The following is a 19715-nucleotide window of genomic DNA, read 5'->3' as shown; positions in this document are numbered from 1 at the left end:
TCAGCGGAAGGCCCGCCCCGCCACCGCATCCAGCTTCGCGATCATCGCCGACGCCCGCGCGTGCGGCGGCGTGATGATCGCCTGATCCAGCACGGTATCAATGGGCGAGCCCGGCCGCTCCTCGGGCAGCGCCAGCAACAGGCGACGCACCGTCTCCCGCGCCAGCGCCGTGTTCGCGCCGACCTGCGCCAGCACCTGCGCGACATCGACCGCCGCCGCTTCCTCGCGCCAGGCGTCGTAATCGGTGACCATCGCGATCAGCGCATAGGGCAGCTCCGCCTCGCGGGCGAGCTTGGCCTCTGGCATGGCGGTCATGCCGATCACGTCCGCGCCCCATTGGCGATAGAGCCGGCTCTCGGCGCGGGTCGAGAAGGCCGGCCCCTCCATCGCCAGATAGGTGCCGCCGCGCGTCACCGTCCCGCCTGCTGCCCGCACCGCCTCCGCCGCCAGCGCCGACAGGCGCCGGCAGACCGGATCGGCCATCGACACATGCGCGACCAGGCCCGTGCCGAAGAAGCTTTCCGCCCGCCCCCGGGTACGGTCGATGAACTGGTCGACGATCGTGAAGCTGCCCGGCGCGCGGTCCTCGCGCAGCGATCCGACCGAGGAGATGGCGAGCAGGTCGGTGACGCCCAGCCGCTTCAGCGCATCGATATTGGCGCGCGCATTGATCTCGCCCGGTGCGATGCGATGGCCGCGACCATGGCGCGGCAGGAAGGCGACGCGGACATGGCCGATCCGCCCGGTCAGGATCGCGTCGGACGGCTCACCCCATGGAGTTTCCACCTGCTGCCATCGCGCCTCTTCCAGCCCGTCAATCTGGTACAGGCCGGAGCCGCCCAACAGGCCGATCGTCCAGCCGCTCATGCGACGCGCCGACGCGCGTAGAGGAAATAGACCGCCAGCCCGAGCAGGTTCCAGCCCAGGAACCAGAGCTGCGTCCGCGTCGGCAGGCTGATGAACAGATAGAGGCAGCCCAGGATCGCCCCTGCGCCGACGACCCAGGCGGCGGGGGTGCGGAACGGCCGCGCCATGTCGGGCGCGCGGCGGCGCATCACCAACATGCACACCGCCACCGCCACGAAGGCGGTCAGCGTTCCGGCATTGGCGAGCGCGGCGATGGCATCGATCGGCAGGAAGCCCGCGAACACCATCACCAGCAGGGCGGTGAAGATGGTGATCCGCACCGGCGTGCCGCGCCGCGACACCTTCGCCAGCCCCTCCGGCAGCAGCCGGTCCCGCGCCATGACGAAGAAGATGCGGCTCTGCCCATAGAGGAAGGCGAGGATCACGGTCGGCAGCGCGATCACCGCGGATCCGGCCAGGAAGGCGGCGACGCCGGGGCGGCCCAGTTCGCGCAGGATCAGCGCCAGCGGCTCCGGGCTGGCGCCGAAGCGGGTGAAGGGCACGGCCCCGACCGCCGCGATCGCCACGACCATATAGATGACGATGCAGACCACCATCGAACCGACTATGCCGATCGCCAGGTCGCGGCCAGGATTCTTCGCCTCCTCGGCCGCCGTCGAGATCGCGTCAAAGCCGTAGAAGGCGAAGAAGATGATCGCCGCCGCCGCCATCACGCCGCGCTCGACGCCGTCCAGCGACATCGCCTTGGCGAAGCCGAAGGGCGAGAAGGGCTTGAGGTTGGCGGTATCAAAATAGGGCAAGGCGACGACGACGAACACGGCCAGCGCGATCATCTTGACCACCACCAGCACCGCGTTGATCGTGGCGCTCTCGCGCGTGCCGAGCGTCAGCAGCCCGGCGACCAGGGCGACGATGACCAGGGCGGGCACGTTGACGCCCCATTGGGCGATGTGGCCGTCGACCAGAGCCGGCCCATGGGTCATCGCATCGGGCAGATGCACGCCCAGGCCCAACAGGAAGCCGTTGGCATAGCCGGACCAGCCGACCGCGACGGTGGCGACGACCAGCGTATATTCCGCCAGCAGGCTCCACCCCACGACCCAGGCGATCACCTCCCCCAGCACCGCATAGCTATAGGTATAGGCGCTGCCCGACACGGGCATCATCGTCGCCATCTCCGCATAGGCGAGCGCGGCGCAGGCGCAGATCGCACCGGCGATGGCGAAGGACAGGATCACCGCCGGCCCGGCGCGATCCGCCCCGACGCCGATCAGCGTCAATATGCCCGTGCCGACGATCGCACCGACGCCCAGCGCCACCAGATGCGGCCAGGACAAGGTCCGCGCCAGTTGCTGCTTCGCCTCTGGCAGCGCGATCGCCTTGCGCCTGAAAATGCCTGATCCCGCCATCATGCTCCCCCTTGCCGGTCGTTGCCGTCCGGTACACGCTGATCCGCGCGGCGGGAAGCCGGCCGTGCAGCGCCCCCCGCCCGGCCCGTTCCTGCAATCGATTGTTGCAAGTTGGTCCAACAGCCGCCATGATGCTGCCAGAGCCGCCGACAAGCGGCCGAGAGGATGATCGGATGCACGCCCCCGCCGCAAAACCCCGTCTGTCGCTACCCCGCATCCTGGAGATGAACCTGGGGTTCCTGGGGCTGCAATTCTCCTTTGGCCTGCAACAGGGCAACATGGCCCCGATCTACAGCTATCTCGGCGCGTCCGAGGCGTCGCTGCCGGTGCTGCAACTCGCCGGGCCGATCACCGGGCTGCTCGTCCAGCCGCTGATCGGCGCGCTGAGCGACCGGACCGACAGCCGCTGGGGGCGGCGCACGCCCTATTTCCTGTTCGGCGCGGTGCTGTGCGCGATCGGCCTGTTCTTCATGCCGCTGAGCAGTTCGCTGCTGATGGCGGTGTCGATGCTGTGGATTCTCGACGCCGGCAACAACATCACCATGGAGCCGTATCGCGCCTATGTTTCCGACCGGCTGAACGAGGACCAGCACCAGATCGGCTTCCTCACCCAATCCGCCTTTACCGGGCTGGCGCAGATGCTCGCCTTCCTGACCCCCTCCCTGCTCGTGCTGTTCGGGATGAACCAGGATTGGGTCGACGCGCACAACATCCCCTATACCGCGCGCGTCACCTTCATGGCCGGTGCGGTGCTGAGCTTCTGCACGATCCTCTGGTCGATCCGGCGCGTGCCCGAGCTGCCGCTGACGACGGCCGAGCGCGCGCATATCGCCGCCCAGCCCAAGGGCCTGGGACCGGCGGTAGCGGAGATCGGCCGCGCGATCCGCGACATGCCGCTGGCGATGCGCAAGCTGGCGCTGATGAGCCTGTTCCAATGGTATGCGATGGCGGCCTATTGGGCCTATGTCATCTATGCCATCGGCCGTTCGGTCTATGGCACCGACGTGCCGACCTCGTCCGGCTTCCACTCCGCCGTGCTGACCAATGGCGAGATGGCCGCCTTCTACAATGGCGTCGCCTTCGTCGCCGCCTTCGCGATGGTGCCGCTCGCCCGGCGGCTGGGCGCGGCGACGCTCCATGCGCTGTGCCTGGTCGTCGCCGGTGCGGGGATGCTCTGGCTGCCGCATGTCACCGACAAGGCGATGCTGTTCCTGCCCGCGATCGGCATCGGCCTGGGCTGGGCGAGCATCATGGGCAATCCCTATGTCATCCTCGCCGGGTCGATCCCGCCGGAACGGACCGGCGTGTACATGGGCATCTTCAACATGATGATCGTCATTCCCATGCTGCTGCTCGCGGCCACGCTGCCCTTCATCTACCAGCCCCTGCTCAACGGTGACCCGCGCAACGTGCTGAGCCTGTGCGGCGTGCTGATGTTCGCGGCGGCCGCCGCCGTCTGGTCGGTCCGCACCCGAAACGCGCAAGGATTGCCGCTCGGCGCGACGCCCTGACCGCCGGCCAACCCCTCCCCTTTTCCCTTCTCCGTCATTGGATGCCGCATGTCTTCATCGCCCACCCATTGGTCTGCCGCCTCTGCCGCGCTGGCCGCTGATCAGTCGGCCGCCGCCCTGCCCGTCATCCGCATCGGCGACCTGGTTCCGGTACTGCCCGGCCGCGACGTCTGGGACATGTGGCCGATCGCCTATGCCGATGGTCGCACCGCCTGTATCGACGGGCGAAGCTGGTGGTTCTTCCTCGACGCGCCGCAATGCGACGATCCGGACGACCGACATGACCTGGCGCGCATCCGCCTGACCAGCCTTGGCGCGGATGGCTGGCGCGACCATGGCGATGCCTTTCCGGACGGCTTCTCGCCCGGCAGCCGCGAATGGTCGGGGTCGGCAGTGCTGGCGGCGGACGATCGCACCCTCACCCTCTATTTCACCGCCTCGGGACGGCGCGAGGGCGGCCCCCGGTTCGAGCAGCGCCTGTTCGAGGTGCAAGGCGTATTCGCCTCGGGTCGTCTGAGCGACTGGACCACGCCGGTGGAATCGGTCGTCGCGGATGGCAGGGATTATGTCATCGCCAACGAGGCGGAGGCCCCCGCCCACGGAATCAAGGGCTTTCGCGATCCGGGCTATTTCCGCGATCCGGCGGACGGTCGCGAATATCTGCTGTTCGTCGGCTCGGCCGGCTGGACCGACGCGCGGATCGACGGCGTCATCGGGGTGGCGCGACGGGACGATGGCGCGTGGCACCTCCAGCGTCCCCTGGTCGAGGCGATCGAGGTCAACAGCGAACTGGAACGCCCGCACATCATCGTGCGGGACGGCCTCTACTATCTCTTCTGGTCGACCCAGGCGAAGCGCTTCGCCCCGGGCCTGGGCGCGCCGACCGGCCTTTATGGCATGGTCGCGGACTCGATGGCGGGACCGTGGCGACCGCTGAACGGCAGCGGGCTGGTCGCCGGCAATCCGCCCGCCGAACCGTTCCAGGCCTATTGCTGGTGGGTGACGGGCGAGCTGGACGTGATCAGTTTCGCCGACTTCTGGGGCCTGGACGGCCGCGCGCCCGATACCGCCGCCATCCGTCGCGCGCATTTCGGCGGCACCGTCGCGCCCTGGTTCCGGCTGGCGCTGGCGGGGGAGACGGCGACGATCGTGCCGGTCAGCTCAGATCATGCAGGTCCTTGCCCAGCGGCGGCGTCAACGACCAGTCGCTGAACCGCACCGCCAGGCCCGCACGCTCCGGCGTGCAGGCCATCGGGCCGACGCGGTATCGGGTGGCGACGGGAAACGGGCAGAGCCGCACCAGCGGCCAGTGTCGGCCATCCGCCGACACCTGAAGTCGCAACACGCCCTTCGCCACCGTCGCGCGCATCCAGAAATCGCGGGCGTCGCCGTCATAGGGGCCGGTCGCCCAGTCGGACCGGCCGTCGGTCAGCACGCTGCTCAGCATCGCGCGACCATCGGACAGTTCGATCCCCGCCTTGACCCAGCGCCGTTCGTCGAGCCGCACCATGATGCCGGCCTGATCGTAGAGCTTCTGGTACGCGCCACGGATGCGCAGCTGGGCGGTGAAGGCGTCGCCCGTCTCGAAGCCGAGGAAATGGCCGGAGTCCCGGGTGAAACCGTAATGGGTCTCGCGCCAGAAATCGGTGCCCTTGTCGGTGACGATCGCCAGCATCTCGCCGGTGACGCTCGTCTGGGCCGGGCGGTTCAGCCACACGCCCTGCGACCAGGGGCCCCCGGCCGCCGCCTTGGCCGTTCTTTCCAGTCCCATCAGCGCGCCCGTGGCCAGCGTGCCGCCGATCATGCCCCGCCTGGTCATCGCGTCCATAAATCCCTTTCCGGATGGCCCGATCGCCATGCTGCGCTATGCTGAACATCGTTATGTACATTTGTACACATCGTGCAACCGGGATTTTTCCGCCGTCATGACCAGCTCGCCGCCCCGCCGCCGCGTCGATCCCGATCGCCGCCGCCGGATCATCGATGCGACCATCGCGGTGATCGAGGCGGAGGGCGTGGCCGGGACCACCCATCGCCGCATCGCCGCCGCCGCCGACGTACCGCTCGGCTCGCTCACCTATCACTTCACCGGACTGGACGAACTGATCCGCCTGGCCTTCGAGCAGGTGGCGGACGCGAGTTCGGACGGCGTGCTGGCGCGGCTGGAACAGGCGACGACGCGCGAGCAAGCGATCGCGGCGACGGTCGACGTCATCGCCGGCAACCTCTGGTCGACGCCGCAGACCCTGCTGCTCAGCTACGAACTCTATGCCTATGCCGCACGGCACCCGGAGATCGCGGCGATCATGCGCGGCTGGATGGCGCGGAGCCGGGCCGCGCTCGGGCGGCATTTCGATCCCCTGACGGCGCGCGCGATCGATGCGCTGATCGAGGGGATCGGCATCCACAACTCGGTCGATACCGATCCGCTGACGCCCGAACAGGTCGAGGCGGTGATCCGTCGCGTGGCGGGCTGATCCCCGTCCGCCCGCGCCGCTATCGGTGGAGGAACCAGCCGATCGTACCCAGCAGCGCCAGCGCGCATAATCCGCCCTGCGCCCGCACCAGATAGGCCAGGCCGACCACGCCGCTCGCGGCCAGCGCGCCGACGGCCACCGGCCGATCGGCGATCCGCTCCAGCAACAGGGTGCCGCCGATCAGATTGCCCGCCGCATGGGCCGCGATCCAGAGATAGGACGGCCATACGCCGATCGATCCCCCCAGCGGCAGCTTGATCGTCGCATAGCCGCGCATACTGCCCGGAAACAGGTCGGCGGCCAGATGCAGACCGATACCCAGCCCCAGCCCCGCCGCGACCGGCCAGGTGCGGACGTCGAGCATCGCGACCAAGGCCGGCAGGACGCTGTGGATCAGTGCGCTGCGATGCCCCAGCCGCAAGGGCGTATCCAGATCGGGCAAGCGCGTGCCCGCCGCCGCCGCCAGCACCACCGTGGCGCCAAGGACCCATGGTCCGGCGCCACCGGTAAAGGCCAGGATCACCGCGAGCAGAAGAAACAGGGAGGCCGCCATGTCGCGCGGCTAAGGCTTCGTACCTGCTTTGTCCAACAAAACGGAACAAATGTAGCCCGTCAGGCCGTATCCCGCTCCACCAGCACCGGTCGCATCTCCACCGACGGGGCCTCGCTGCCGTCGATCCGCGCGAACAGAGCCTCGACCATCGCCTTGGCGCCGGTCGCCAGATCCTGCCGCACGGTGGTGATGCGCGGGATCATATATTCGGCGAAGGGCAGGTCGTCGAAGCCGGTGATCGCCATGTCGTCGGGTACGCGCAGGCCCCGGTCGGTCAGATCGCGCACGGCGCGCATCGCGATCAGGTCGGACGCGGCGGCGATACCGTCCACCTGCCCCTCGATCCGGTCGAGATGCGCGGCGATCTCGCCCGCCATGCCGTCCGATGCCAGATGCGTGTCGAGTTGCAGCGGTGCGTCCAGCCCCGCCGCCGCCGCCGCCGCGCACAGGCCGCGATGCCGCTCGAAAATCTCCAGCGAGCGGATCTCGCCCAGAAAGGCGAGCCGCCGGCACCCGCGCGCGATCAGCCGCTCGCCGACCAGTCGCCCGCCCTCGAAATTGTCGACGCCGACCGCGCAGTGGCGCTGTCCCGGCAAGGTGCTGCCCCACACCACCAGCGGGCGATAGCGCGCGGCGACACGCTCGATCGTCTCGAACTGGTCGGACTGGCCGATCACCAGCACGCCATCGAGCATCCCCGAGGTGACGATCCGCTCCAGCCAATCGTCCGCATCAGGGATGACGCGCGACAGCATCAGGTCATAGCCGCGCTCGGTCAGCGCATCCGCCAGGGGACCGAGCAGGCTCATGAAAAAGGGGTCGGACAGATGCTGGCGACGCTCATGCCCCAGGGGCACGACGACGCCGATCAGCCCCGTCTGCTGCGTGCGCAGGCGCCGCGCCATCTGGTTGGGGCGGAACTGGTGCTGCGCCGCCAGTTCCTCGATCCGGCGGCGCGTCTCGTCATTGACGACGGACTTGCCCGCCAGCGCCCGCGAGACGGTGCCGGCGGAGACGCCCGCCAGCCGGGCGAGGTCGTTGATCGTGCGGACCTGGTCGGTCGCGAGCGGGCTGTCATTCTGTTGCATGGCGATGGCGCCCTTCTTCCACGATCGCCGCACAAAGGAAAGAGACGGACAGGGCTACTGCCGCATAAGAAAAATCGGCCGTGCAGTCGCTTACAGGCCGAGGGTGCGGGCCAGGCCGAGCAGCGCCCAGTAGAGCGTGCCCGACAGCAGCATCGCCGCCGGCAGCGTCAGCACCCAGGCCAGCACCATGTTGCGCACCGTCCGCGCCTGCAACCCCGCGCCGTTCGCGACCGATGCGCCCGCGACGCCCGACGACAGGATATGCGTGGTCGACACCGGCATGCCGAACTTGACCGCCAGCAGGATGGTGGAGGCCGCGACCAGCTCCGCCGCCGCGCCCATGCCATAGGTCAGGTGGGTCTTGCCGATCCGCTCGCCGACCGTGACGACGATCCGACGCCAGCCGACCATGGTGCCCAGGCCCAGCGCCAGCGCCACCGCGACCTTGACCCAGCCGGGGATATAGCGCGTGCCGTCTTGCAGCTTCTTGTCATAGGCATCGACCGCATCCAGCTCGGCGGCGGTCATCACCGTGCGGGTCTGCTTCGATTGCTTGGCCAGAATCGAGGCGTCGAGCACCAGATACATGTCGTTGCGCAGGTTCGGCGTCTCCGCGGCCGGCACCTTGCCCAGCGACCCGTGCGAGGCGATCCGGTGGCTGACATCGTCGGACAGCGCAGCAAGCGCCGCGAAGGTGCGCGCCCCCTCGATATGGCGCAGGCGCAGCGCGTCGGTCAGCGCGACGCGCGCCGCCGCCGGATCGGGCGTCAGTCCCTGCGCCTGGCGGCTAAAGGCCATCTCGGCGGCATCGGCGGCGCGGAGGAAGGCCGGCGTCTCCTGCGCCGGCAGGGTGCGGTTGAGCGCATAGGCGGTGGGCGCGCAGCCGATCAGGATCAGCATGATCAGGCCCATGCCCTTCTGCCCGTCATTATTGCCATGCGCGAAGCTGACGGCGGTGCAGGTGAAGATCAGGAGGGCACGGATGCCCCTGGGCGGCGGCTGGTCGCCCTTCGGTTCGGCATAGAGGACCGGGTCGGGCTTGAGCCGCTTCATCACCAGCAGCAGCATGAACGCTGCGACGAAGCCGATCAGCGGACTGACCAGAAGCGCCGACATGACCTTACGCACCTGTTCCCAGTCGAGCCCGGCGGTGCCGCTGCCGCCCGCCAGCATCTGGTTGGCGACACCGACGCCCAGGATCGAGCCGATCAGCGCATGGCTGGACGAATTGGGCAGCCCGACCGCCCAGGTGGCGAGGTTCCAGCCCACCGCCGCGAGCAGGAGCGCGAAGATCATCGCATAGCCGCCCGCGCTGCCGACATGCAGCACCAGGTCGACCGGCAGCAGCGTGATGATCGAATAGGCGACCGCACCGGAGGAGACGAGCACGCCGAGGAAGTTGAAGACGCCGGACCAGATCACCGCCAGCGGCGCGGGCATGGCATGGGTATAGATCACGGTCGCCACCGCATTGGCGGTGTCGTGGAAGCCGTTCACGAACTCGAAGCCGAGCGCGATAACCAGCGCCAGCCCCAGGAACAGCAGGGCGCCCGTCGCCAGGCGCTCGCCGACCTGCGCGGTGTCGTCGACGATGCTGATCCCCGCATAGGCGAGGCCGCCGATCACGAGGGCGGCGAAAATCCAACGGCCTGCCGGGTGCAGGCTGGCGTCGAGATGCGGACCGCGAACCCGGGATTCGGATTCACCGCCAGTCAATGCTGTAGTGGCCATGCCCCGCCTATCGCGGGATCGTGCGACAGTTTGATGACGGTTCCGTGACGCTAGCGATGGGCATCCTGAATTAACGCTCCCCGACGATCGCCGCGTCGCGAACCATCGCCCTGCCATGCGGCCGAGCGGCGATCTGTTCGTAGCTGCGCGCCGGCTGGTCGAGCCAGATGGGGGCGAGCTTGGGCGAGTCGACGCGCTCCACCCCCACCGCAAAGGCCTGGATCAGGTGGTGGTGAACGCCACCCGCGTCGCGCCAGCCGAGCCGCACCGCGACCAGCGGGACGAACAAGGGGCGCCCCGCCGCCTCCAGCCCGCCGGTCGCCTCGCGCGCCAGCACGCCGATGCCGCGCACCGTACGGGTGCTGCCGGGGGCGAGGCCGAAGGCCGGCGCCACCGTGCGACCAATGGGGGCATCGTGCAGGGCGGCGATGGCCTGCCCCTCATCCTTCGATGCCGCCATCAGATGCAGGCTGACCCGGACATCCTCCATCGCCGCCTCGCTCGACAGCAGGACCTCGCCCTCGAAGGTCGCGGTGAGCATGTTGAGGCCGATCCGCAGCGGCCGCAGCGTAACCGAGGGTGCGGCCGGAGGGGCCGGCACGGGCGCGGGGTCGGATGGCCTCTCAGCTGGGAGGCGATCCTCCGCCTCTTCCGGCGCGGCATCGGCCCGTGACCGCCGCAGCATCACCCAGCCCGCGGCAACCAGGGCGAGCACCAGCGGGACCAACCACCATGCCCCGCCCCCCTGTTCCGAAGCGGTCGCCGGTGGCGAGACGGCGGGCGTCGGTGATGCAACAGGAGTCGGCGTCACCTCGGGTATCGGCGCGGACGGCGCGACCGCCATCGGACGGGCGATCGGCGTGGCTGATGGGATAGGTGTTGGACGTGGCGTCGGCGATGGCGATGGCGATGGGCGGACGACCGCTCCTGCCGCAGGCATGGCGCGGGGGCTCGGCGACGGACGGGCCGGCGATGGCAGGCTGACCACGGGTGGCGGTGGCGTGGGCACCGGACTGGGGGTTGGCGTCGGCGACGGCGGCGGGGCCGTCGGCAGGACCAGCGGCGCGGTGATCGCGTCGTCGCGGGTCGGCGGAACCTCCTGCGCCGCCAGGGGCATGGCGAGCGGCAGCAGGGCGAGGGCGGCGGTACGGAAACGCATCGCCTCGCCGGTCCCCGCTTTCCGCCGTCACGCAAGCGGTGCTGCGACGAAGCGCGCCGCGACGGCGACCGGCCGCATTCCCTCCACCCCTTTGACATCCCGGGACGTGCCGCCTATATCAGCCTCTCACCACAGCTTTCCGGGATAGGACATGCCGTCGCGCAGCGTGTCGTTACGAATAGGAAACTGCTGGTTCTTGGACGCTGAAGCCGACGCATTCTCATGCGATCGGCTTTTTTCCGTCCAAGGCAACCGCGCCCGGATTTCTGGCTGACGAGGCACGAACGAGACATGGCAACCAAGGCGATCGACGGCGGCTCTGCCCGGCGCGAGCACAAGGGCGGCACCGCCAAGCGGCGCATCCGCAAGGTTTTCGGCAATATCCACGAAGTGGTGCAGATGCCGAACCTGATCGAGGTGCAGCGCGAGAGCTACGAGCAGTTCCTGCGCTCGGACAAGGCCACCGGCCATGTGTCGGGCCTGGAGAAGACGCTGCGCAGCGTCTTCCCGATCCAGGATTTCGCCGGCACCGCCTATCTCGATTTCGACGACTATGTCCTCGAGCCGCCGAAGTTCGACGTCGAGGAATGCCGCCAGCGGGGCATCACCTATGCCGCGCCGATGCGCGTCACGCTGCGCCTGACCGCGTTCGAGGTCGATCCGGATACCGAGGCCAAGTCGGTCATCGATATCAAGGAGCAGGACGTCTACATGGGCGACATGCCCCTGATGACGGAGAACGGCACCTTCTTCATCAATGGCACCGAGCGCGTCATCGTCAGCCAGATGCACCGGTCGCCCGGCGTGCTGTTCGACCATGACCGTGGCAAGACCCATGCCTCGGGCAAGTACCTCTTCGCCGCGCGCGTGATCCCCTATCGCGGCTCGTGGCTCGATTTCGAGTTCGACGCCAAGGACATCGTCAACGTCCGTATCGACCGCAAGCGCAAGCTGCCGGTGACGGCGCTGCTCTATGCGCTGGGGATGAACTCGGAAGAGATCCTCAACTATTTCTACAACCGCCTCACCTTCGTGCGCGGCGACGGCGGCTGGAAGATCCCTTTCCAGGTCGAGAACTGGCGCGGTGCCAAGCCGATGTTCGACATCGTCGATGCGGCGTCGGGCGAGATCGTGTTCGCGGCCGGCCAGAAGATCAGCCCCCGCGCCGCCAACAAGGCGGCCAAGGACGGCCTGTCCCAGCTGCTGATCCCGACCGAGGAGATCTTCGGCCGCTATTCCGCCTATGACCTCATCAACGAGACCACGGGCGAGATCTATGTCGAGGCCGGCGACGAAATCTCCGCCGAGAATCTCGAGAAGCTGGACCAGGCGGGCGTCGACACGATCGAGCTGCTCGACATCGACCATGTCGCGACCGGCCCCTGGATCCGCAACACGCTGAAGGCCGACAAGGCCGAGGAGCGCGAGCAGGCGCTGTCCGACATCTATCGCGTGATGCGCCCCGGCGAACCGCCGACGCTGGAGACGGCCGAGGCGCTGTTCGCCGGCCTGTTCTTCGATCCCGATCGCTACGACCTGTCGGCCGTGGGTCGCGTCAAGCTCAACATGCGCCTCGACCTCGACTGCCCGGACACGGTGACGACGCTGCGCACCGAGGACATCCTCGCGGTGGTCAAGACGCTGGTCGACCTGAAGGACGGCAAGGGCGAAATCGACGACATCGACAATCTCGGCAACCGTCGCGTGCGTTCGGTGGGCGAGCTGCTGGAGAACCAGTATCGCGTCGGCCTGCTTCGCATGGAGCGCGCCGTGAAGGAGCGCATGTCGTCGGTCGATGTGTCGACGGTGATGCCGAACGACCTGATCAACGCCAAGCCCGCGGTCGCCGCGGTGCGCGAGTTCTTCGGTTCGTCGCAGCTGTCGCAGTTCATGGACCAGACCAACCCGCTGTCCGAAGTGACGCACAAGCGTCGCGTCTCGGCGCTCGGGCCGGGCGGCCTGACGCGTGAGCGTGCGGGCTTCGAGGTTCGCGACGTCCACCCGACCCACTATGGCCGTATCTGCCCGATCGAGACGCCGGAAGGCCCGAACATCGGTCTGATCAACTCGCTGGCGTCGTTCAGCCGGGTCAACAAGTACGGCTTCATCGAGACGCCCTACCGCAAGATCATCGACGGCAAGGTGACCAACGAGGTCGTCTATCTGTCGGCGATGGAAGAGGCCAAGCACACGATCGCGCAGGCCTCGGCGGCGTTGACCGACGAAGGCGCGTTCTCCGAGGATCTGGTGTCGGCCCGTCAGGGCGGCGAGTTCCTGATGGCGCTGCCCGACCAGATCACGCTGATGGACGTCAGCCCCAAGCAGCTGGTGTCGGTCGCGGCCTCGCTCATCCCCTTCCTGGAGAATGACGACGCCAACCGCGCGCTGATGGGCTCGAACATGCAGCGCCAGGCGGTGCCGCTGGTTCGTGCCGAAGCGCCATTCGTCGGCACTGGCATGGAAGAGACGGTGGCGCGCGATTCGGGCGCGGCGATCTCGGCCAAGCGCGCCGGCATCGTCGACCAGGTCGATGCGTCGCGCATCGTCGTCCGGGCGACCGGCGAGGTCGATGCCGGCAAGTCGGGCGTCGACATCTATACGCTGATGAAGTTCCAGCGCTCCAACCAGTCGACCTGCATCAACCAGCGTCCGCTGGTGAAGGTGGGCGACGTGGTCAATGCCGGCGACGTGATCGCCGACGGCCCGTCGACCGAGTTCGGCGAGTTGGCGCTGGGCCGCAACGCCCTCGTCGCGTTCATGCCCTGGAACGGCTACAATTATGAGGACTCGATCCTCATCAGCGAGCGGATCGTGAAGGACGACGTGTTCACGTCGATCCATATCGACGAGTTCGAGGTGATGGCCCGCGACACGAAGCTCGGGCCGGAGGACATCACCCGCGACATCCCGAACGTCGGCGAGGAAGCGCTGCGCAACCTCGACGAGGCGGGCATCGTCTATGTCGGCGCCGAGGTGGAGCCGGGCGACATCCTGGTCGGCAAGATCACGCCGAAGGGCGAAAGCCCGATGACGCCGGAGGAGAAGCTGCTCCGCGCCATCTTCGGCGAGAAGGCGTCGGACGTGCGCGACACCTCGCTGCGCCTGCCGCCGGGCGTGGCCGGCACGATCGTCGACGTCCGCGTCTTCAATCGTCACGGCATCGACAAGGACGAGCGCGCGATGGCGATCGAGCGCGAGGAGATCGAGCGCCTGAAGAAGGACTCGGACGACGAGCGCACCATCCTCAACCGGGCGACCTGGAGCCGCCTGCGCGAGATGCTGCTCGACCAGGTCGCGACCGCCGTGCCGAAGGGCCTGAAGAAGGGCTCGGTCATCGACATGGACATGCTGGACAGCGTCGACCGCCACGAGTGGTGGAAGTTCGCGGTGCAGGACGATGCGCGCCAGAGCGATCTGGAAGCGGTCAAGCAGCAATATGACGAAGCCGCCAAGCTGATCACCGACAAGTTCCACGACCGTCGCGAGAAGCTGGAGCGGGGCGACGAGCTGCCGCCGGGCGTGCTCAAGATGGTCAAGGTCTTCGTCGCGGTGAAGCGCAAGCTGCAGCCGGGCGACAAGATGGCCGGCCGTCACGGCAATAAGGGCGTGATCAGCCGCATCCTGCCGCAGGAGGACATGCCCTTCCTCGCGGACGGTACGCCGGTCGATCTGGTGCTCAACCCGCTGGGCGTGCCGTCGCGCATGAACGTCGGTCAGATCTTCGAGACGCATCTCGGCTGGGCGGCCCGCAACCTGGGTATGCAGGTCGCGGCGCAGCTCGAAGAGTGGCGCGAGGCCAATCCGGATGCCAAGGCGGGCGAGATGCCCGACGCGGTCAAGAACCGGCTGCTCGAGGTCTATGGCGATCACTATGCCGACGACATCGCGTCGCGCGAGCCGGAGGAACTGGCCGAGCTGGTCCACAACGTCCGCACCGGTGTGCCGATGGGCACCCCCGTGTTCGACGGCGCGGTCGAGAAGGACGTCACCGACATGCTGGCGCTGGCGGGTCTCGACCTGTCGGGTCAGTCGGAGCTGTTCGACGGCCGCACGGGCGACAAGTTCGACCGCAAGGTCACGGTGGGCATCATCTACATGCTGAAGCTCCACCACCTGGTCGACGACAAGATCCACGCCCGGTCCATCGGCCCCTACTCGCTCGTCACCCAGCAGCCGCTGGGCGGCAAGGCGCAGTTCGGCGGCCAGCGCTTCGGCGAGATGGAGGTCTGGGCGCTCCAGGCCTACGGCGCCGCGTACACGCTGCAGGAGATGCTGACGGTGAAGTCCGACGACGTGGTCGGCCGCACCAAGGTCTATGAGGCGATCGTCAAGGGTGACGACACGTTCGAGGCCGGCATCCCCGAAAGCTTCAACGTGCTGGTCAAGGAAATGCGCTCGCTCGGCCTCAATGTCGACCTCAAGACGATGGAAGACACGCAGGACGACGGGCTGGCCGAGGCGGCGGAATAAGGATCGCGGGCGCTGTCGTTCCGGCAGCGCCCCGCCCTCCCCGCCCGGAAAGCTACCCCTAGAGGGACTGAAATCATGAACGAACTGACCAATTTCGCCAATCCGCTCGCGAAGCCGGAAACCTTCGACCAGATCCAGATCGGCATCGCGTCGCCCGATAAGATCCGTTCCTGGTCGTTCGGCGAGATCAAGAAGCCGGAAACGATCAACTACCGCACGTTCAAGCCCGAGCGTGACGGCCTGTTCTGCGCGCGCATCTTCGGCCCGATCAAGGACTATGAGTGCTTGTGCGGCAAGTACAAGCGCATGAAGTACAAGGGCATCGTCTGCGAGAAGTGCGGTGTCGAGGTCACGGTGTCGAAGGTCCGCCGCGAGCGGATGGGCCATATCGAGCTCGCCGCCCCCGTCGCGCACATCTGGTTCCTGAAGTCGCTGCCCAGCCGCATCGGCCTGCTGCTCGACATGCAGCTGAAGCAGCTGGAGCGTGTGCTCTACTTCGAAGCCTATATCGTCATCGAGCCGGGCCTGACCCCGCTGGAGAAGTACTCGCTCCTCACCGAGGACGAGCTGCTGGACGCGCAGGACCAATATGGCGAGGACGCCTTCTCGGCCGGCATCGGCGCGGAAGCGGTCCGCATCATGCTCGAGAATCTCGATCTCGAGGGCGAGAAGCGTGACCTGCTCGAGGAGCTGGCGACGACCAAGTCGGAGCTGAAGCCCAAGAAGATCATCAAGCGCCTGAAGGTCGTCGAGTCCTTCCTGGAGTCGGGCAACCGTCCGGAGTGGATGATCCTCGAGGTCGTGCCGGTCATCCCGCCGGAACTCCGCCCGCTGGTGCCGCTGGACGGCGGTCGGTTTGCGACGTCGGACCTGAACGACCTGTACCGCCGCGTCATCAACCGCAACAACCGCCTGAAGCGCCTCATGGAGCTGCGTGCGCCGGACATCATCGTCCGCAACGAAAAGCGCATGTTGCAGGAGGCGGTCGACGCGCTGTTCGACAACGGCCGTCGCGGCCGCACGATCACCGGCGCCAACAAGCGTCCGCTCAAGTCGCTGTCCGACATGCTGAAGGGCAAGCAGGGCCGCTTCCGCCAGAACCTGCTCGGCAAGCGCGTCGACTATTCGGGCCGTTCGGTCATCGTGACCGGTCCGGAGCTGAAGCTGCACCAGTGCGGCCTGCCGAAGAAGATGGCGCTCGAGCTGTTCAAGCCGTTCATCTATGCGCGCCTCGATGCCAAGGGTCTGTCCATGACCCTGAAGCAGGCCAAGAAGTGGGTCGAGAAGGAGCGCAAGGAAGTCTGGGACATCCTGGACGAGGTGATCCGCGAGCACCCGGTGATGCTGAACCGCGCGCCGACGCTTCACCGTCTGGGCATCCAGGCGTTCGAGCCGGTGCTGATCGAGGGCAAGGCGATCCAGCTCCACCCGCTGGTCTGCTCCGCGTTCAACGCCGACTTCGACGGCGACCAGATGGCCGTGCACGTCCCGCTGTCGCTGGAAGCGCAGCTGGAAGCGCGCGTCCTGATGATGTCGACCAACAACATCCTGTCGCCCGCCAACGGCAAGCCGATCATCGTGCCGTCGCAGGACATGGTGCTGGGCCTGTATTATCTGTCGATGATGAAGGAAGGCGAGCCTGGCGAGGGCATGTTGCTGGGCGACATGGCCGAGGTGCACCAGGCGCTCAACGCCCAGGCGGTGACGCTCCACACCAAGATCATCAGCCGCGTTCCGCAGACCGATGAGCAGGGCAACCAGTATCTGAAGCGCTACGAGACGACGCCGGGCCGCATGCTGCTCGGCGAGACGCTGCCGAAGAGCCACAAGGTGCCGTTCGAGACCGTCAACCGCCTCCTCACCAAGAAGGACGTGGGCGACGTGATCGACGAGGTCTATCGTCACACCGGCCAGAAGGAGACGGTGCTGTTCGCCGATGCGATCATGGCGCTGGGCTTCCGTCACGCGTTCCGCGCCGGCATCTCGTTCGGCAAGGACGACATGATCATCGCACCGGACAAGGATGCGCTGGTCGACGAGACGCGCGAGCAGGTGAAGGACTTCGAGCAGCAGTATCAGGACGGCCTGATCACGCAGCAGGAGAAGTACAACAAGGTGATCGACGCCTGGAGCCGTTGCGGCGACCAGGTCGCGAACTCGATGATGAACGAGATCAAGGCGGTGCGCCGGTACGAGGACGGCCCGATGGCCGGCCGCGAGAAGGACATCAACTCGATCTACATGATGGCCCACTCCGGTGCCCGTGGCTCGCAGGCGCAGATCAAGCAGCTCGCCGGCATGCGCGGCCTGATGGCCAAGCCGTCGGGCGAGATCATCGAGACGCCGATCATCTCGAACTTCAAGGAGGGCCTGACCGTCCTTGAATATTTCAACTCCACCCACGGCGCCCGCAAGGGCCTGGCGGACACGGCGCTCAAGACGGCGAACTCGGGATATCTGACCCGCCGTCTGGTCGACGTCAGCCAGGATTGCGTCATCATCGAGGAGGATTGCGGCACCGAGCGCGCGCTCGAGATGAAGGCGATCGTCCAGGGCGGCTCGACCATCGCCTCGCTCGGCGAGCGTATCCTGGGCCGCACCACGGCCGAGGACGTGGTCGATCCGAAGACCGGCGAGGTCGTCATCCCGACGGGCACGCTGCTCGACGAGGCGATGATCGTGCAGATCGAGAAGATCGGCATCCAGGGCATGAAGATCCGCTCGCCGCTGGTCTGCGAAAGCAAGATCGGCGTCTGCGGCAAGTGCTATGGCCGTGACCTCGCGCGCGGCACGCCGGTCAATATCGGCGAAGCGGTGGGCGTCATCGCGGCGCAGTCGATCGGTGAGCCGGGCACGCAGCTGACGATGCGCACCTTCCACATCGGCGGCGCGGCGCAGCTCAACGAGCAGTCGAACCTGGAGGCGCCGGTCGACGGCACCGCCCAGTTCCGCGACCTGCGCCTGATCACCGACCAGCGTGGCCGTCGCGTGACGCTGAGCCGGTCGGGCGAGATCGCGATCGTCGACATGGACGGTCGCGAGCTGTCGACGCACCGTATCCCGTACGGCGCCTATGTGCTGTTCGACGACGGCCACATGCTGTCGAAGGGCGATCGCATGGCGGAGTGGGATCCGTTCACCATGCCGGTGATCACGGAAAACTCGGGCGTCGTGAAGTATCAGGACCTGATCGAAGGCAAGACGCTGACCGAGCAGACCGACGAAGCGACGGGCATCGCCCAGCGCGTCGTCATCGAATACCGCACCTCCACCAAGTCGAAGGAGGATCTCCGTCCCCGCCTGACCCTGACGGGCGCGGACGAGAGCGAGGCGGCCCGCTACATGCTGGCCCCTGGCGCGGTGCTGTCGGTCGAGGACAATGCGCAGGTCCAGGGCGGCGACGTTCTGGCCCGTGTCAGCCGCGAGTCCGCCAAGACCCGCGACATCACCGGCGGTCTGCCGCGCGTCGCCGAACTGTTCGAGGCGCGCATCCCCAAGGAAGCGGCGATCATTGCCAAGGTTTCCGGCCGGGTCGTGTTCGGCAAGGACTATAAGGCGAAGCGCAAGATCGGCATCCAGCCCGAGGATGGCGGCGACGTCGTCGAGTATCTGGTGCCGAAGTCGAAGGTGATCGACGTCCAGGAAGGCGACTATGTCAAGCGTGGCGACAACCTGATCGGTGGTTCGCCCAACCCGCACGACATTCTGGAGACCATGGGGATCGAGCCGCTGGCCGAATATCTCGTGGCGGAAATCCAGGAAGTCTATCGACTCCAGGGCGTGAAGATCAACGACAAGCACATCGAGACGATCGTTCGTCAGATGCTGCAGAAGGTCGAGATCACCGATGGCGGCGACACCACGCTGCTGAAGGGCGAGCAGGTCGATCGCGAGGAGATGGACGCGACCAACGACAAGCTGGAGCCGGGCCAGGCGCGTGCGCAGGGCAAGCCGGTCCTGCTCGGCATCACCAAGGCGAGCCTGCAGACCCGCAGCTTCATCTCGGCGGCGTCGTTCCAGGAGACCACCCGCGTCCTCACCGAGGCGGCGGTCCAGGGCAAGCAGGACACGCTGATGGGCCTGAAGGAGAATGTCATCGTCGGCCGCCTGATCCCGGCGGGTACCGGTGCGGGCATGAACCGCCTGCGCGTGGCGGCCTCCAGCCGCGACGCGGCGCTTCGCGCACAGCAGCGCGCACTGTCGGCGGCGATCGTTGCCCCCGTGTCGGCCGCGGAACTCCGCGCCGCCGAGGAGAAGCGCAGCCGTCGCGACGACACCGGCACGGGTCCCGACCCGCTCGCCGAGGTCGTGCCCTCGGGCAACGGCACCGATGCGGATGCCGGCGAGTATCTGAACGACTGATCCTGATCCCAGGATCGCAAACGGAAAGGGGCGTCTCCTGAGAAGGAGGCGCCCTTTTTCATGCGCGGCGTCCCTTGCCCACCCCCGC

General features: G+C 67.5%; 12 protein-coding genes. 5 read left to right on the top strand and 7 right to left on the bottom strand.

Annotation, left to right across the window (positions count from 1 at the left end; genetic code table 11):
- Together mtnP and QE452_RS04755 are read right to left on the bottom strand one after the other, a co-directional pair.
- Window positions 1-867, bottom strand: a complete 867-nt coding sequence (gene mtnP, locus QE452_RS04760; RefSeq protein WP_309659800.1) for an S-methyl-5'-thioadenosine phosphorylase — start codon at window positions 865-867, stop codon at window positions 1-3.
- Window positions 864-2276, bottom strand: coding sequence for an amino acid permease (locus QE452_RS04755; protein ID WP_309659938.1), 1413 nt, complete (start codon window positions 2274-2276; stop codon window positions 864-866). Before QE452_RS04755 ends, mtnP begins: the two co-directional genes overlap by 4 nt.
- A gap of 173 nt (window positions 2277-2449) precedes the next feature.
- On the opposite strand from QE452_RS04755, the gene QE452_RS04750 reads away from it, so the two are divergent.
- On the top strand, window positions 2450-3787 hold the full coding sequence (locus tag QE452_RS04750; protein ID WP_309659801.1) for an MFS transporter: 1338 nt from the start codon (window positions 2450-2452) through the stop codon (window positions 3785-3787).
- A 48-nt stretch (window positions 3788-3835) separates the two neighbouring features.
- Window positions 3836-4999, top strand: coding sequence for a glycoside hydrolase family 68 protein (locus tag QE452_RS04745; RefSeq protein ID WP_309659802.1), 1164 nt, complete (start codon window positions 3836-3838; stop codon window positions 4997-4999).
- On the opposite strand, the gene QE452_RS04740 is transcribed toward QE452_RS04745, so the two are convergent.
- On the bottom strand, window positions 4944-5606 hold the full coding sequence (locus tag QE452_RS04740) for a DUF1349 domain-containing protein (RefSeq protein WP_309659803.1): 663 nt from the start codon (window positions 5604-5606) through the stop codon (window positions 4944-4946). The two genes, QE452_RS04745 and QE452_RS04740, sit on opposite strands and share 56 nt — an antisense overlap.
- A 106-nt stretch (window positions 5607-5712) precedes the next feature.
- Between QE452_RS04740 and QE452_RS04735 the strand changes: the two genes are divergently transcribed.
- Entirely contained in the window at window positions 5713-6264 is a 552-nt protein-coding gene (locus QE452_RS04735) for a TetR family transcriptional regulator (protein ID WP_309659804.1), read from the top strand.
- A 19-nt stretch (window positions 6265-6283) separates the two neighbouring features.
- Here the strand turns inward: QE452_RS04735 and QE452_RS04730 are convergent, their stop codons facing one another.
- The 4 genes from QE452_RS04730 to QE452_RS04715 all read right to left on the bottom strand — a co-directional run bounded on the left by QE452_RS04730 (window position 6284) and on the right by QE452_RS04715 (window position 10795).
- Window positions 6284-6817 carry a hypothetical protein gene (locus QE452_RS04730; protein WP_309659805.1) on the bottom strand — a complete coding sequence of 178 codons (534 nt, stop codon included), beginning with the start codon at window positions 6815-6817 and terminating at the stop codon, window positions 6284-6286.
- Between the two features lie 59 nt (window positions 6818-6876).
- Window positions 6877-7905, bottom strand: a complete 1029-nt coding sequence (locus QE452_RS04725; protein ID WP_125994587.1) for a LacI family DNA-binding transcriptional regulator — start codon at window positions 7903-7905, stop codon at window positions 6877-6879.
- A gap of 90 nt (window positions 7906-7995) precedes the next feature.
- Window positions 7996-9636, bottom strand: a complete 1641-nt coding sequence (locus tag QE452_RS04720; protein ID WP_309659806.1) for an anion permease — start codon at window positions 9634-9636, stop codon at window positions 7996-7998.
- A 70-nt stretch (window positions 9637-9706) separates the two neighbouring features.
- A complete protein-coding gene (locus tag QE452_RS04715; RefSeq protein ID WP_309659807.1) occupies window positions 9707-10795 on the bottom strand; it encodes a hypothetical protein in 1089 nt (362 codons plus the stop codon).
- Between the two features lie 291 nt (window positions 10796-11086).
- On the opposite strand from QE452_RS04715, the gene rpoB reads away from it, so the two are divergent.
- On the top strand, window positions 11087-15265 hold the full coding sequence (rpoB, locus tag QE452_RS04710) for a DNA-directed RNA polymerase subunit beta (protein ID WP_309659808.1): 4179 nt from the start codon (window positions 11087-11089) through the stop codon (window positions 15263-15265).
- Window positions 15266-15340: 75 nt separating this feature from the next.
- Window positions 15341-19627 carry a DNA-directed RNA polymerase subunit beta' gene (gene rpoC, locus QE452_RS04705; RefSeq protein ID WP_125994583.1) on the top strand — a complete coding sequence of 1429 codons (4287 nt, stop codon included), beginning with the start codon at window positions 15341-15343 and terminating at the stop codon, window positions 19625-19627.
- Window positions 19628-19715 lie beyond the last annotated feature (88 nt).

The organism is Sphingomonas sp. SORGH_AS_0438 (genome assembly GCF_031453475.1).
Lineage (GTDB): Bacteria > Pseudomonadota > Alphaproteobacteria > Sphingomonadales > Sphingomonadaceae > Sphingomonas.
This window is presented reverse-complemented; position numbering and strand designations above follow the sequence as displayed.

What these genes read in the sequence shown, in the direction of transcription:
- QE452_RS04725 (WP_125994587.1), bottom strand. Translation starts at nt 7,905, where the DNA reads ATGCAACAGAATGACAGCCCGCTCGCGACCGACCAGGTCCGCACGATC.
- QE452_RS04720 (WP_309659806.1), bottom strand. Translation starts at nt 9,636, where the DNA reads ATGGCCACTACAGCATTGACTGGCGGTGAATCCGAATCCCGGGTTCGC.
- mtnP (WP_309659800.1), bottom strand. Translation starts at nt 867, where the DNA reads ATGAGCGGCTGGACGATCGGCCTGTTGGGCGGCTCCGGCCTGTACCAG.
- QE452_RS04755 (WP_309659938.1), bottom strand. Translation starts at nt 2,276, where the DNA reads ATGGCGGGATCAGGCATTTTCAGGCGCAAGGCGATCGCGCTGCCAGAG.
- QE452_RS04735 (WP_309659804.1), top strand. Translation starts at nt 5,713, where the DNA reads ATGACCAGCTCGCCGCCCCGCCGCCGCGTCGATCCCGATCGCCGCCGC.
- QE452_RS04740 (WP_309659803.1), bottom strand. Translation starts at nt 5,606, where the DNA reads ATGACCAGGCGGGGCATGATCGGCGGCACGCTGGCCACGGGCGCGCTG.
- QE452_RS04730 (WP_309659805.1), bottom strand. Translation starts at nt 6,817, where the DNA reads ATGGCGGCCTCCCTGTTTCTTCTGCTCGCGGTGATCCTGGCCTTTACC.
- QE452_RS04715 (WP_309659807.1), bottom strand. Translation starts at nt 10,795, where the DNA reads ATGCGTTTCCGTACCGCCGCCCTCGCCCTGCTGCCGCTCGCCATGCCC.
- QE452_RS04745 (WP_309659802.1), top strand. Translation starts at nt 3,836, where the DNA reads ATGTCTTCATCGCCCACCCATTGGTCTGCCGCCTCTGCCGCGCTGGCC.
- rpoC (WP_125994583.1), top strand. Translation starts at nt 15,341, where the DNA reads ATGAACGAACTGACCAATTTCGCCAATCCGCTCGCGAAGCCGGAAACC.
- QE452_RS04750 (WP_309659801.1), top strand. Translation starts at nt 2,450, where the DNA reads ATGCACGCCCCCGCCGCAAAACCCCGTCTGTCGCTACCCCGCATCCTG.
- rpoB (WP_309659808.1), top strand. Translation starts at nt 11,087, where the DNA reads ATGGCAACCAAGGCGATCGACGGCGGCTCTGCCCGGCGCGAGCACAAG.